The sequence below is a fragment of the Geodermatophilus sp. DSM 45219 genome, from assembly GCF_900104025.1.
Taxonomy (GTDB): Bacteria; Actinomycetota; Actinomycetes; order Mycobacteriales; family Geodermatophilaceae; genus Geodermatophilus.
This window is the reverse complement of sequence record NZ_FNIQ01000003.1, coordinates 240691-254295: the sequence shown is the minus strand read 5'-3', so window position 1 is coordinate 254295 and position 13605 is coordinate 240691. Positions and strand designations below refer to the sequence as shown.

At 74.5% G+C, this 13605-nt stretch carries 12 protein-coding genes; 4 read left to right on the top strand and 8 right to left on the bottom strand.

The window, feature by feature from the left end:
• Window positions 1-14 precede the first annotated feature (14 nt).
• The 3 genes from dnaJ (at window position 15) to BLR12_RS10315 (ending at window position 2250) form a co-directional block, all read left to right on the top strand.
• On the top strand, window positions 15-1238 hold the full coding sequence (gene dnaJ / locus BLR12_RS10325; RefSeq protein WP_091377234.1) for a molecular chaperone DnaJ: 1224 nt from the start codon (window positions 15-17) through the stop codon (window positions 1236-1238).
• Window positions 1235-1720, top strand: coding sequence for a heat shock protein transcriptional repressor HspR (locus tag BLR12_RS10320; protein ID WP_091377231.1), 486 nt, complete (start codon window positions 1235-1237; stop codon window positions 1718-1720). Before dnaJ ends, BLR12_RS10320 begins: the two co-directional genes overlap by 4 nt.
• A gap of 62 nt (window positions 1721-1782) precedes the next feature.
• Complete coding sequence (locus BLR12_RS10315) at window positions 1783-2250, top strand: MarR family winged helix-turn-helix transcriptional regulator (protein WP_091377228.1); 468 nt, start codon at window positions 1783-1785, stop codon at window positions 2248-2250.
• A 63-nt stretch (window positions 2251-2313) separates the two neighbouring features.
• Here the strand turns inward: BLR12_RS10315 and BLR12_RS10310 are convergent, their stop codons facing one another.
• From BLR12_RS10310 to BLR12_RS10290, 5 genes are all read right to left on the bottom strand, one after another.
• Entirely contained in the window at window positions 2314-4107 is a 1794-nt protein-coding gene (locus BLR12_RS10310) for an L-lactate permease (protein ID WP_091377225.1), read from the bottom strand.
• A gap of 107 nt (window positions 4108-4214) precedes the next feature.
• Window positions 4215-5846, bottom strand: a complete 1632-nt coding sequence (locus BLR12_RS10305) for a (Fe-S)-binding protein (protein WP_176832456.1) — start codon at window positions 5844-5846, stop codon at window positions 4215-4217.
• Window positions 5847-7034: an FAD-binding oxidoreductase gene (locus BLR12_RS10300; protein ID WP_091377222.1), complete on the bottom strand. Its 1188-nt coding sequence runs from the start codon at window positions 7032-7034 to the stop codon at window positions 5847-5849.
• Window positions 7034-8521, bottom strand: a complete 1488-nt coding sequence (locus tag BLR12_RS10295) for an FAD-linked oxidase C-terminal domain-containing protein (protein ID WP_091377219.1) — start codon at window positions 8519-8521, stop codon at window positions 7034-7036. The genes BLR12_RS10300 and BLR12_RS10295 overlap by 1 nt, the downstream gene beginning before the upstream one ends.
• A 4-nt stretch (window positions 8522-8525) precedes the next feature.
• Complete coding sequence (locus BLR12_RS10290; RefSeq protein WP_255363412.1) at window positions 8526-8876, bottom strand: hypothetical protein; 351 nt, start codon at window positions 8874-8876, stop codon at window positions 8526-8528.
• A 173-nt stretch (window positions 8877-9049) separates the two neighbouring features.
• Between BLR12_RS10290 and BLR12_RS10285 the strand changes: the two genes are divergently transcribed.
• Window positions 9050-9838, top strand: coding sequence for an IclR family transcriptional regulator (locus BLR12_RS10285; RefSeq protein ID WP_091377216.1), 789 nt, complete (start codon window positions 9050-9052; stop codon window positions 9836-9838).
• Here the strand turns inward: BLR12_RS10285 and BLR12_RS10280 are convergent.
• From BLR12_RS10280 to BLR12_RS10270, 3 genes are all read right to left on the bottom strand, one after another.
• A complete protein-coding gene (locus BLR12_RS10280; protein ID WP_091377213.1) occupies window positions 9819-10592 on the bottom strand; it encodes an enoyl-CoA hydratase in 774 nt (257 codons plus the stop codon). The genes BLR12_RS10285 and BLR12_RS10280 overlap by 20 nt on opposite strands.
• On the bottom strand, window positions 10589-11842 hold the full coding sequence (locus BLR12_RS10275; RefSeq protein WP_218120618.1) for a CaiB/BaiF CoA transferase family protein: 1254 nt from the start codon (window positions 11840-11842) through the stop codon (window positions 10589-10591). Before BLR12_RS10275 ends, BLR12_RS10280 begins: the two co-directional genes overlap by 4 nt.
• Window positions 11843-12070: 228 nt before the next feature.
• Entirely contained in the window at window positions 12071-13594 is a 1524-nt protein-coding gene (locus tag BLR12_RS10270; protein ID WP_091377211.1) for an SLC13 family permease, read from the bottom strand.
• Between the last annotated feature and the right edge of the window lie 11 nt (window positions 13595-13605).

Sequence of the window (13605 nt, the reverse complement as noted above, 5' to 3'; positions counted from 1 at the left end):
AGAGGGGGCGCCCGATGAGCACCCGGGACTTCATCGAGAAGGACTACTACGCCGCTCTGGGCGTCGCCCAGGACGCCGACGCGGCGGCCGTCAAGAAGGCCTACCGCCAGCTGGCCCGCGACCTGCACCCGGACAAGAACCCGGGCAACACCGAGGCCGAGGCCCGGTTCAAGGAGGTCTCCGAGGCCTACGACGTCCTCTCCGACCCCAAGCGGCGGGCCGAGTACGACGAGGCGCGTCGCCTCTTCGGGGCCGGCGGCGCGGGCGCGCGGGCCGGCTTCCCCGGCGGCTTCCCGAGCGGGGCCGGCGGCGGTCAGCCGTTCGACCTCGGTGACATCTTCGGCGCGGCCGGCGGCGGGCGCACCGGTGCCGGCGGCCTCGGCGACCTGTTCGGCGGGCTCTTCGGCGGCGGTGCCGGGCCCGGGGCCGGGGCCGGCTCGGCCCGGGCGCGCAGCCAGGCGGCGTCCGGCCCGGCCCGTGGCCAGGACGTCGAGACGGAGGCGACGCTCTCCTTCGACGAGGCCGTCCTCGGCGTGACGGTGCCGCTGCGCATGCAGAGCCCGGGCACCTGTCCGACCTGCGCCGGCAGCGGCGCGAAGCCCGGCACCAGCCCGCACACCTGCCCGGTGTGCCAGGGCGCCGGGGTGACCAGCCGCAGCCAGGGGGCGTTCGCCTTCTCCGAGCCCTGCCGCAACTGCCGCGGCACCGGCCAGGTGGTCGACGACCCCTGCCCGACCTGTGCGGGCAACGGCGTCACCAACCAGACCCGCACGATCACCGTCCGGATCCCGGCCGGCGTCAAGGACGGCCAGCGCATCCGGCTGGCCGGCAAGGGCGCCCCGGGACGGCGCGGCGGGCCGGCGGGTGACCTGTTCGTCGTCGTCCACGTGTCCGGCCACGAGCTGTTCGGCCGCACCGGCAACGACCTGACGCTGACCGTGCCGATCACCTTCGCCGAGGCCACCCTCGGTGCCACGCTGACCGTGCCCACGCTCGACGGCAACGTCACGCTCAAGGTCCCTGCCGGGACGGCGAGCGGCCAGACGCTGCGGGTCCGCGGCCGCGGCGTGCCCGGCAAGGGCCGCAACGGCGACCTCCTGGTCACCGTGGAGGTGGCGGTGCCCAAGCGGCTCACACCCGCCGCGGAGGAGGCCGTCAAGGTGCTCGAGGCCGAGCTCGGCGACCCGCGGCCGCGGATCACCGCCGCGGTGCAGCAGCAGGGAGGTGCCGCGCGGTGACCCTGCCGACCGACGGGCGCGAGCCGGCCGACGCCGGCCGCGCCGTGGCCGAGGACGCCCCGGTCTTCGTCATCTCGGTGGCCGCGGAACTGGCCGGCATGCACGCCCAGACGCTGCGGCAGTACGACCGCCTCGGCCTGGTCAGCCCCGGCCGCACCCGGGGCGGCGGCCGGCGGTACAGCCCGCGGGACGTCGCCCTGCTGCGCGAGGTCCAGCGGCTGTCCCAGGAGGACGGCGTCAACCTGGCGGGGATCAAGCGGATCATCGACCTGGAGTCGCAGGTGGAGGCGCTGCAGCAACGGGTGCAGGAGCTGATCACCGAGGTCGAGCTCGCCGAGCACCGGGCGATCGCGGCCGAGTCCGCCGTCCGGGCCGGGTTCGGGCGCGACGGCTACTCCGGTGCCGGCTACTCCGGTGCCATCGTCCCGCTGCGGCCCGCCACCTCGGCGCTGGTGGTCTGGCGGCCCCGGGAGGAGCGGTGACGAGCGTGCACGAGCACGGCACCCGGGGACACGGTGGCGACGAGCGCCGGCGAGGAGGTGTCGTGACCCAGGTCGACACCCACGAGTCGTTCGTCCGGGTGGAGCGGGAGATCGGCCTGCTGCTGCGCCGCTCCCGGGCCATCTCCGCCCGGCTGTCCCGGGAGCTGCACCCGGACCTGGACGGCGCCGCCTACGGTCTGCTGGCGCTGCTGCAGGACGCCGGCCCGCTGCGCGCCAGCGACCTGGTGGCCCGGCTCGGGCTGGACAAGAGCACGGTGAGCCGCCAGGTGTCCTCGCTGGTCGCGCTGGGCCTGGTCAGCCGCGAGGCCGACCCCGCCGACGGCCGCGCCCAGGTGCTCAGCACCTCCGCCGAGGGCGCGGCCCGGCTGTCCCGCATCCGGGACGCCCGCCGGGCCCGCTGGGAGGCCGACCTCGCCGGCTGGCCGGCCGAGGACGTCGCCACGCTCGGCGAGCTGCTGGCGCGGCTGAACCGCCTCGGTGAGGCCCGCGAGGCCGAGACAGGCGAGTAGCCGGGCCCACGCACGACGGCGCCCCCGTACCCGGCCGGGTACGGGGGCGCCGTCGTCAGCGGGTCACCCGCTCACTGGATCGGGGACCATCCAGCCGAGCACCGGTGTGGCCTGCAGGACCACGATCAGGCACATCAGCAGCAACAGCAGCATGCTCCAGCCGAACACCTTCCGGAACAGCTCCCCCTCCCGGCCGGCCATGCCGACCGCGGCGGCGGCGATGGCCAGGTTCTGCGGGCTGACCATCTTGCCCATGACGCCGCCGGAGGAGTTGGCCGCGGCGAGCAGCACCGGGTCGAGGCCGGCGTTGGTCGCCGCCTGGACCTGCAAGGCGCCGAACAGCGCGTTGGCCGAGGTGTCCGACCCGGTCACCGCGACGCCGATCCAGCCCAGGATGGGGGACAGGAAGGCGAAGAAGCCGCCGGTCTCGGCCAGCAGCCGGCCGAGGTGGCTGGTCATGCCGGACTGGTTCAGCACGTAGGCCAGCGCGAGCACCGCCATCACGGTGACGATGGCCCACTTGAGCTCGCGGTAGGTGTCGACGTAGGCCTTGAACGCCCGCCCGGGGGAGATCCGCAGGACGAGCATGGTGATCAGGCCGGCGATGATCATCAGCGTGCCGGCGGCGGGCAGCCAGTTGAAGTTGTACGTCGTCGAGGACAGCTCGGTGTCCGAGCCGGCAGCGAAGACGTTCAGCCCCGGCCACGCGAAGGACGTCGTCCACGGGGCCTGGGCCAGCGCGGCCTTCACCGGGCCGAGGCTGGCCAGCGAGAAGATGACGATGATGATCAGGTACGGGGCGTAGGCCTTGATGACCTCGTTGCGGCTGTCCTCGACGGCCGGCCGGTCGGCGCTGCCGACGGCGGGGGCGTGCGGGTCGCGCGGGGCCTGGTCGCCCGGTGCGTCCCCGAGCTGTTCGCCGGCGGTCGCGCCGACCCCGCCGGCGCCACGGGTGCCGCCGGACCCGGCGGCCACGGTGCCGGCACCGCCACCGGCCAGGGTGGCCGCGGTGACCGGCTCGTAGGCGGCCTTGCGCATCCGGACGACGGCGACGACGGCGGCCGCGGCCACGAGCGCGGCGATGATGTCGGTCAGCGGCACCGAGATGTAGTTCGAGGCGATGAACTGGGCGACGCCGAACGCGACACCGCCGACCAGCGCCTCCCGCCAGGTGTCGCGCAACCCGCGCTTGCCGTCGACGACGAAGACCAGCACCAGGGGCACGAACGCGGCCAGGATCGGCGTCTGCCGGCCGGCCATGGCACCCAGGGTGTCGACGGTCAGCCGGGCGTCGTCGCTCACGCCGGAGGTCACCGTGGCAAGCGTGATGATCGGCGTCGCCAGGGCGCCGAAGGCGACCGGGGCGGTGTTGGCGATGAGCGCCACCGCGGCGGCCTTCATCGGCTGGAAGCCCAGCGCCATGAGCATGACGACGCTGATGGCGACCGGCGTCCCGAAGCCGGCCAGCGCCTCGAGCAGCGCGCCGAAGCAGAAGGCGATGATGATCGCCTGGATCCGCTGGTCGGGGCTGACCTTCTCGAACGAGCGCCGCAGGACGTCGAAGTGACCGGTGGCGACCGTGAGGTTGTAGACCCAGATCGCGTTGATGACGATCCACAGGATCGGGAAGAAACCGAAGGCCGCGCCCTCGGACGCCGACAGCACGGCCTGCCCGACCGGCATCCGGAACGCCAGGATGGCCAGGACGATCGCGACGGCCAGCGAGATGAGCCCCGCCAACCACGCCTTGACCTTCAGGGCACCGAGGAGCACGAAGAGGGTGAGCAGCGGTATGGCTGCCACCAGGGCGCTCAGCGCCAGTGACCCACCTACGGGGTCGACGACCTGCTCGAACAACGGGGCTCCTTCCCTCGGCGGTGAGGGGACGAGGCTGGCAGGGGGACGGGTGGTGCGGGTGGTGTGGTGGCGCGGTCGTGCGGGTGGTGCCTACCAGGCGGCCGGGTTCACCGCTGCGCCGGGGTCGGGCGGGTCAGGGCGGTACCGGGCCCGTTGAGGGCCCGGTCGAGCAGCTGCTCGACCGGCACCCCGCGGATCGAGGCGTCGAGCACCTGGACCGTGTGGGCGACCGGCATCCGCTCGCCCATGCGGGCCAGCGTCGTCGCCACCTGCATCCAGCAGCCGGGGTTGGCCGTGACCATGAGGTCCGCCCCGGTCGCGAGGACGGCGGCCGCCTTGCGCTCGCCCAGCTCCCGCGCCGGCTCCGGCTGCAGCATGTTGTAGGTGCCGGCGCTGCCGCAGCAGAGCTCGGCCTCGACGAGCGGCTTGAGCTCGATGCCGGGGATCCCGCGCAGCAGCTTCCGCGGCTCCTCGCGGATGCCCTGCGCGTGGGCCAGGTGGCAGGCGTCCTGGTAGGCCACGGTCATCGGCAGCGGGTGCCGCTCGGCGACCGGGCCGATCTCGACGATGAACTCGCTGATGTCCCGGGACCTGCGGGCCAGCGCCTCGGCGCGCTCCGCCCACTCCGGCTCGTCGCGCAGCTGGTGCCCGTACTCCTTGATGTTCGAGCCGCAGCCCGCCGCGTTCACCACGACGTAGTCGACCCCGGCCCGCTCGAAGGTCTCGATCGTCCGCTTGGCGAAGTCGAGGGCCTGCTCCTCCCGGCCGCCGTGGCCGGGCAGGGCGCCGCAGCAACCCTGCCGCCGCGGCGCGATGACGTCGCAGCCCTCGGCGGCGAGCACCCGGACGGTCGCGGCGTTCACGTCGGGGAAGAAGGTGCCCTGCACGCACCCGGCCAGCAGCCCGACGACGGCCCGCCGCTGTCCCACGGCCGGGGTCCGCTCGGGGACGGACTCCACCGGGCCGAGCTTGGGCGCCAGCGACTCCATCGCCTGCAGGGGAGCCGGCAACCGGCGGATCAGGCCCGAGCGGGTCAGCAGGCTGCCGAGGCGGCTGGCCTGGTACGCCCGCAGCGGCCCGCGCAGGGCGCGCAGCCGCCGCGGGTAGGGGAACAGGTTGTAGATGAGGTCGCGGTAGAGCTTCTCGGCCCGGGAGCGCTCGTACCGCCGCTCGATCTGCGGCCGGGTGGCCTCGATGAGCTTGTCGTACTGCACGCCGGACGGGCAGGCCGTCACGCAGGCCATGCACCCCAGGCACTGGTCGAAGTGGCGCACCATCGAGTCGTCGAGCGGCTCGCCCTCCAGCGCCTCCTTCATGAGGTAGATGCGCCCGCGCGGGCTGTCCATCTCCTCGCCCCACAGCACGTACGTGGGACAGGTCGGCAGGCAGAAGCCGCAGTGCACGCAGTCGCCGATGAGCGCCGGGTCCGGCGGGTGGTGCTCGTCGAACGCCGGCTGCACGGCCTGCCGGGTGCCAGGCAGGCCCAGCAGGGTCGGCGTGCCGACGGTGGCCGCTCCGGTGCCGGCCGGCAGGTCGATGTCCTGGCCGATGTCGAGCGGCCGGCGCGCTCCCACGACCGCGGCCGGCGCCTCGTCCGCGGCCCGCTGGGCACCCGTGGGGGCACCGGACGGCAGGTCGGCGACCGAGTCGCGCACCGGGCCCACGTTCGGGGAGGCGCCCGGGGACCCGGGCGGCGGTGCGTCGCCCTGACCGTGGCTGCCCGGGGTGATCTCGGTCATCTACAACCCTCCGACGAACCGGCCCGGCGACATCCGCCGCTCGGGGTCGAACCTCTCCTTGACCCGCCGCATCAGCTCCAGCGAGTCGCCGACCGGGCCCCAGTGGTCCAGGGCGTCCCGGACGGCGTCGGGTGCCCGCAGGACCACCGCGGTCCCGTCGTGCTCGGCGATCGCGGCGCGCAGGCGGGGCAGCGCGCCGGCCGCCTCGGCGGCGGGGACGGCCGCGTAGGCCACTCCTGTGGCGGCGTGCGCGGACACGGGGGTGCCGGCGGGCAGCGCGGCCAGCACCGCGGCGAGGGCCGCCGGCGCGTGGGCGAGCCGGAGCAGCACGTCGTCCGCACCGCCGGGCCGCCGGCCGAAGTCCTCGGGCAGGTCGTCGGACTCCTCGCCGCCACCCAGCAGGGCGACGGCCGAACGCGCCTGGTCGGTCACCGACTCGGCGATCGACTCGAACAGCACGACGAGCCGCCCCGGGCCGCCGGCCGTGCCGCTCAGCTCCACCGCCGAGGGGGTGAGCGTCGAGCGGGCCAGCGCGATCGACAGCGGCCCCGCGGCCGCGACGTCCGGCAGGTCCAGGGTGACCACCCGGCGCGCGGGCGGCACCGGGTGCAGCCGCCAGGTGGTGGAGACGACGACGCCGAGCGTGCCGTGGGCCCCGGTGTAGAGCTTGCCCAGGTCGTAGCCGGCGACGTTCTTGACGACCTTGCCGCCGGCGCGGGCGAGCGTGCCGTCGGCGAGGACGACGGTGATCCCGATGAGCAGGTCGCGCGTGGTGCCGTAGCGCAGCCGTCGCGGCCCGGAGGCGTTCGCGCTCACCAGGCCGCCCAGCGTGGCGCCGTCCTCGGGCGGGTCCAGGCCGAGCAGCTGGCCCGCCTCGCCGAGCTGCGCCTGCAGGTCGCCCAGCCGGACCCCGGCCTCGGCCACGACGGTGAGGTCTCCGGCGACGTGCTCGACGATGCGGTCGAGGCCGGTGACGTCGAGGAGCAGGTCGCAGGACTCCGGCGGCGCCGCCCAGGTCAGCTTGCTGCGCCCGCCGACCGGGACGACGGTGCGGCCGTCGGCGGCCGCGGCCCGCAGGACGTCGGCGACCTCCTCGACCGTCCCGGGCCGGACGACCTCCCGCGGCACCACCCCGCCGACGGCGTCGTCGGTGCCGCCGGGCCGGCGGGTGACGGCCGGGGCCGACATCAGAAGACCTCGCCGAGACCGGCCGCCTGCACCGGGTGCTCGCCCTTGCGGACGCCGGGCCGCTCCCCGCACAGCCGTGGGGTGGGGAAGACCTTGCCCGGGTTGGCGATGCCGTCGGGGTCGAAGGCGCACCGGACCAGCTGCATCGTGTCGAGGTCGGCAGGCGTGAACTGCTTGGCCATCTTCATGCGCTTCTCGCTGCCCACCCCGTGCTCGCCGGTGATCGAGCCGCCGGAGGTGACGCAGAGCTCGAGGATGTCGCCGGCCAGCTCCTCGGCCTCGTGCGCCTGGCCCTCGACCGCGTCGTCGAAGAGCACGAGCGGGTGCAGGTTGCCGTCCCCGGCGTGGAAGACGTTGGCGACGCGGAGCCCCTTCTCGTCGGCCATGCGCTTCATCTCGGCCAGCACCTCGGGCAGCTTGGTGCGCGGGATGACGCCGTCCTGGACGAAGTAGGACGGGCTGATCCGGCCGACCGCCGCGAACGCCGACTTGCGCCCCTTCCACATCAGCCCCCGCTCGGCGTCGTCGGCCGCGATGCGGGTCTCGAAGGCGTTGCGCCGCCGGGCGATCTCCTCCACCTGCCGGAACTGGGCCTCGACCTCGACCTGCGGGCCGTCGAGCTCGATGACCAGCACCGCCACCGCGCCCTCGGGGTAGCCGCAGCTCACCGCGGCCTCGGCGGCCTCGATGGCCAGCGCGTCCATCATCTCGACCGCGGCCGGCAGGATCCCGGCCGCGATGATGTCGCTGACCGTGCCGGCGGCGTCCTCGACCGAGTGGTAGCCCACCAGCATGGTCTGCACGGCCTCGGGCACGCGGATCAGCCGCAGGGTCAGCTCGGTCGCGACACCCAGGGTGCCCTCGCTGCCGATGAACGCGCCCAGCAGGTCGTAGCCGGGGTGCTCGGGAGCCCGCCCGCCCAGGTGCACGACCTCGCCGTCGGGCAGCACCACCTCGGCGCCGAGGACGTGGTTGACCGTGAAGCCGTACTTCAGGCAGTGCGCGCCCCCGGCGTTCTCGGCCACGTTGCCGCCGATCGAGCAGACCAGCTGGGACGACGGGTCGGGCGCGTACGCCAGGTCGAACGGCGCCGCGTCCCGGGTCACCCACAGGTTGATCACCCCCGGCTCGACGGTGACCTGCCGGTTGTCCGCGTCGACCGGGCCCAGGGAGCGCAGCCGGGACATCACCAGCAGGACGCCGTCCGCACTGGGCAGCGCGCCACCGGACAGGCCGGTCCCGGAGCCGCGCGCCACGAACGGCACGCCGGCCTCGGAGCAGAGCCGGACCGTGTCGACGACGTGCTGCCGGCTCTCGGCCAGCACGACGATCGCCGGGGTGACCTTGAAGTTGGCCAGCCCGTCGCACTCGTAGGTGCGCACCTGGGTGCGGTCGGTCAGCACCCGCTCGGTACCGATCGCGGTCCGCAGCGCTTCGGCGAGGGCAGCGGTCCGGTCGGAGACGGCCGGTTCGGCGACGGCGGTCATGGCGTCACGGCATCCGTTCGTAGGCGGGCAGGGCGGGGAGGTCCTGGTACTCGTCGGCGACCGCGGTCTCCGGGAACAGCGAGCGGGCGTCGTCCCAGCGACCGGAGGCGAGGGCGTCACCGCGGGACTGCTCGATGGCCTGCACCTCCTCGTCGGTGAGGCGCTCGACCAGCTCCCGGGTGACCGTCTCGCCGTTCGACAGCTTGACGCCGTTGTCCAGCGACTGCCACACCTGGCTGCGGCTGATCCCCGCGGTGGCGGCGTCCCGCATCAGGCCGTTGGTGCCGGCCGCGCCCTGGCCACGGAGCCAGGACCGGGTGATCGCGTGACCCTCCACGCCGGCAGTGGCGCTCACTGGCTCTCCCTGAGGTCGCGGGCTGGACACCGGCCGGTTCCGCGAAGCGGCTGATGAGGGTAGTGTTCTTCCGCATCGTGGAAGAGGATGTCTGTTAACTGGAAAAGTAGTGCTGCCGCTCACCGGTGGTCAACCCGGGGCCGGGGGTGCGGCCGGCGCGGGGAGAGGCAGCGATGACGGCTGGTGGGTCGGCGGAGGGCGTGCAGTCGCTGGACCGCGCCTTCCTGCTGCTCGAGCTCATGGCCGACGCCGGCGGCGAGGTCGCCATCAGCCGGCTGGCGGCCGACAGCGGGCTCGCCGTGTCCACGATCCACCGCCTGGTGCGCACCCTCGTGGCGCGGGGCTACGTGCGCCAGCTGCCCTCGCGCCGCTACGTGCTCGGGCCGCGGCTGATCCACCTCGGGGAGCGCTCCTCGCGCGTGCTCGCCACCTGGGCCGAGCCGCACCTGTACCGGCTGGTCGACACCATCGGCGAGACCGCCAACATGGCGATGCTCGACGGCGACCGGGTCGTCTACGCCGCCCAGGTGCCCTCCCGGCACTCCATGCGGATGTTCACCGAGGTGGGCCGGCGGGTGCACCTGCACTGCACCGGCGTGGGCAAGGTGCTGCTGGCCCAGATGCCGCCCGAGACCGCCCGCCGGCTGGTCGTCCAGGCGGGCATGCCGGCCCGCACCGACCGCACGGTGACCGACCCCGACGAGCTGATCGCCCAGCTGCCCGCGATCGCCGAGCAGGGCTACGCGCTGGACGACGGGGAGCAGGAGGCCGGCGTCCGCTGCGTCGCCGTCCCCGTGCCCGGCGGAGTGGCGGCCGGGGCGATCTCGGTGTCCGGCCCGGCGGGCCGGCTCGGCCTGGACGCCGTCCCCCGCGTGGTGCCCGTGCTGCAGGCGGCGGCGGCCGCGCTGGCCAGCGAGCTGCGGGAGGACGGCGCCCCGCCGCTCAGCGTCCCGTCCAGCTGACCCGCTCGCGGGCCACGAACCCGGCGACCCCGGCGCGGAAGTCCGCGCTGCCGTAGACGGTGCGCAGCACGTCCTCGTCGCCGGGCAGGCCGGCCCGGCGCAGCCGCAGCACCGCCTGCTTGGCCGCCCACATGCTCAGCGGCGCGTGGCCGAGCAGCGTCGTGGTCAGCTCGGTCAGGACGGCGTCGAGCTCGCCGTCGGCGCACAGCTGCCCCACGAAGCCGGCCGCGGCCGCCTCCTCCGCCGACAGCAGCCGGGCCCGCAGCAGCAGGTCCAGCGTCCGGGCGGGGCCGAGGTGGTGCACCAGCAGCGAGACGCTGTTGACCGACAGGCAGTTGCCGAGGGTCCGGGCAACGGGCACGCCGAACCGGGACGACGTGGTGGCCACCCGCAGGTCGCAGGCGGCCGCCAGCGCCAGGCCACCGCCGACGCAGGCGCCCTCGACGGCGGCGACGGTGGGCACCGTGACGTCCTCGAGCCGGGTCACCACGCGCTCGATCGACTGCTCGTAGGCGATGCCGTCGTCCCCGCCGGAGAAGTCGAGGAACTGGGCGATGTCGGTGCCGGCGACGAACGCCCGGCCGCCGGCGCCCCTCAGCACGAGCACCCGGACGGAGTCGTCCGCGTCCGCCCGCTCGCAGGCCTCGTGCAGGCCCTCGTACATCGCGAAGGTCATGGCGTTGCGCTGCTCGGGCCGGTCGAAGGTGACGGTCAGGACGGCGCCGTCCTGGCCGACCGTCAGGTCGCCGCTCACGCGCCCTCCCCCGGGGCCACGGGAGCGGGCTGCGGGTGCGCCACCGGGCCGGCCACGGCGTCGACGACGTCGGCCGGCACGCCGGCGCGGGTCAGCACCGCCCGGGTGTCGGCGCCGAGCGGCGGCCCGGCGTGGCCGCGCACCGCGGGGCTGGCCGACAGCCGCATGGGCGAGCCGATCTGCCGCTGCGGCGGCAGCGTCGGGTGCGGCGCGTCCCAGAAGAAGTCCCGGGCGCGCAGGTGCTCGTCGGTGAAGACCTGGCCGTAGTCGGAGATCGGCGCGCACGGCACCCCGGCGGCGTCGAGGGCGGTGACCAGGTCGGCCGTCGTCCGGGTGGTGGTCCGTAGCTCGATGGTCCGGGCCAGCTCCTCGCGGAGGGCGTGCCGCCGGGTGGCGTCGGCGTAGCGCTCGTCGGCCAGCTCGGCGTCCATCCCGAGCGTCCGGCACAGCCCCGCCCAGGTGTTGGGGGTGTTCGCGCCGATCGTCACCCAGCCGTCGGCGGTGCGGAACGCCTGGTACGGCGCCTGGCTCTGGTGCGCCGACCCCAGGGGGCCGCCGACCTCGCCGGTGGCGAAGTACCGGCCGGCCTCCCACACGGCCAGGCTCGTGCCGGCCTCGAACAGCGAGACGTCGACCGACTGGCCGACCCCGGTGCGGTCCCGCTCGCGCAGCGCCGCGGTCACGGCCAGCGCGAGGTAGAGGCCGCAGACCAGGTCGCACACCGGGACGCCGACCTTGACCGGCTCGCCGCCCGGGGTGCCGGTGGTGCTCATCAGCCCGCTGCGCGCCTGGGCCATGATGTCCAGCCCGGGCAGCGGGGCCAGCGGGCCGTCCTGCCCCCAGCCCGAGCCCGACGCGTAGACCACCCGCGGGTTGACCGCCCAGATGCCGGCCGCGTCCAGCCCCAGCCGGGCCATGGCGCCGGGGCGCAGGTTCTCGATGACCACGTCGGCGGTCTCGACCAGGGCCAGGAAAGCCCGCCGGCCGGCGTCGGACTTCAGGTCCAGCGCGACCGACTCCTTGTTCCGGTTGAGCCGCAGGTAGGGCGAGCTCTCCCCGTCGACGAAGGGCCCGCTGGCGCGGACCGGGTCGCCGGACCGGGGGTCCTCCACCTTGACGACCCGGGCGCCGAGGTCGGCCAGCTGCATGGCGGCGAACGGGGCGGCCATGAAGACGCCGACCTCCAGCACGGTGATCCCGGTGAGCGGTGGCCGGGCGGTGGGCGGGTCGGTCGGTGCGGTCGCGGTCACGTCTGCTGCCTCCGCGTCGTGGGTGGTCGGGGAACGGGACGGTGGTCAGGGGACATCGTGGCCTGCGCACGGCAGCGCCCCGGCGGCGGGAGCCGTCCGGGGCGCTGTCGTGTCGGGCGTGGTCGGCCCCCTCCGGAGGCTCTGGCCCCTTCCCGGGTACCGCCGCGAGCTTGCGAGCGGTGGGGAGGAAGGGGTCCTTTCCCGAGCGGTGGGAGGGAGGGGGTCGTCCTACAGCCAGCCGGGCACCACCAGGATCAGCCAGGTGACCGGCGGGATGGCCGCGACCATCGAGAAGCCCCAGACCATCAGGTTGCGGAAGGTCCGGTCCCGCTCGGCCTCGGTGGCGTTCGCGACCACCAGGGCGCCGCTCGTGGAGAAGGGGCTGGAGTCGACGATGGACGACGACAGCGCCAGCGCGGTGATCAGGCCGATCGCGCCGACCGCCTCCGGACCCTGCAGGAACGGCACGGCGAGCGGGATGAGCGCGCCGAGGATGCCGGTGGTCGAGGCGAACGCGGAGACGACACCGCCGATGTAGCAGATCAGCAGCGCGGCGATGAGCGGCAGACCCAGCGCCGCCACGTTCCCGCCCAGCCACTCGGGGACCTGCTGGTCCTGCATCAGCCCGACGTACGTGACGATGCCGCAGATCAGCAGCACGGTCGGCCAGGCGATCTGACCCACGGCGCCCTTCGCGCCGCGCGGGGCGACCAGCGACAGGATGACGCCGACGGTGATCGCCATGAGGCCGATGTCGAGGTCGAAGACGAGCGCGCCGACGACCAGCAGGACCAGGCCGGCGAGGGTCAGCGAGCGGTCGCGGTCCAGCGTGGTGACCGGCTCCTCGTGGTGCTCCTCGGCCACCGCCACGGTCTGCACGGACTTGGTCTCGGCGCGGTCGTCGTCCTCGTCGTGCGGGTGCTGGTGACCCGGCTCGCCGTGCTGCGGGCTGCCCGCCGCACGGCCGGTCCGTCCGGTGACGGCAGCCCCACCGGTGCCCGTGCTGCCCACCGCGGTGCGCCGGGCCGGTCCGCCGGGGATGTCCGCGCCGGTGTCCTCGGTCGCGTCGCCGGCCACGGTCGCCGCGACGAAGTCGTCGTCCCGGGTGTCGGTCGTGTCGACCCGGCCGCCGCCGAGCAGCTTGCGGCCGCCGAAGAGGAAGAAGACCAGGATCGACAGCAGGATGTTGATGACGATCGAGGCGCCCCAGAGGAACAGCGGGCTGCCGGGCAGGTCGTTCTCCTCGACCACCGTGTTGGTGATGACGCCGAAGACCGACAGCGGGGAGAACCCGCCGGCCGTCGCGCCGTTGATGATGAACAGGCCCATCAGGACCGGGTTGATGCCGTACCGGCGGGCGAAGGACATGCCGACCGGGGCGATGATGGCGACCACCGCCGGCACGACGCCGCCGATCGCGGTGAGCGCGCCGGTGACGGCGAACATCGCCCACGGGATCGCGACCAAACGGCCGCCGGAGGCCTTCACCGCGGCGTGCACGAGCCAGTCCACCGTGCCGTTGTTCTTCGCGATGGCGAAGAGGTACGTCACGCCGACGAGGACGACGAACAGCGACCCGGGGAAGAAACCGAAGATCGCGTCGTCGTACGGCAGCTCCTCGTCGAGGCCGTAGATGAAGTAGCCGGCGATGAAGGCCGCCACCAGGGCGAGGGCGCCCATGTGGACCGGCAGCACGGTGGCGATCAGGAAGACCACCAACAAGATCAGGATCAGGACTAGCTGTACGGACACCGTTGGCCCCT

Coding starts and splice junctions, on each gene's coding strand:
- dnaJ (WP_091377234.1), top strand. CDS start 15: ATGAGCACCCGGGACTTCATCGAGAAGGACTACTACGCCGCTCTGGGC.
- BLR12_RS10305 (WP_176832456.1), bottom strand. CDS start 5,846: ATGACCGAGATCACCCCGGGCAGCCACGGTCAGGGCGACGCACCGCCG.
- BLR12_RS10300 (WP_091377222.1), bottom strand. CDS start 7,034: ATGTCGGCCCCGGCCGTCACCCGCCGGCCCGGCGGCACCGACGACGCC.
- BLR12_RS10295 (WP_091377219.1), bottom strand. CDS start 8,521: ATGACCGCCGTCGCCGAACCGGCCGTCTCCGACCGGACCGCTGCCCTC.
- BLR12_RS10285 (WP_091377216.1), top strand. CDS start 9,050: ATGACGGCTGGTGGGTCGGCGGAGGGCGTGCAGTCGCTGGACCGCGCC.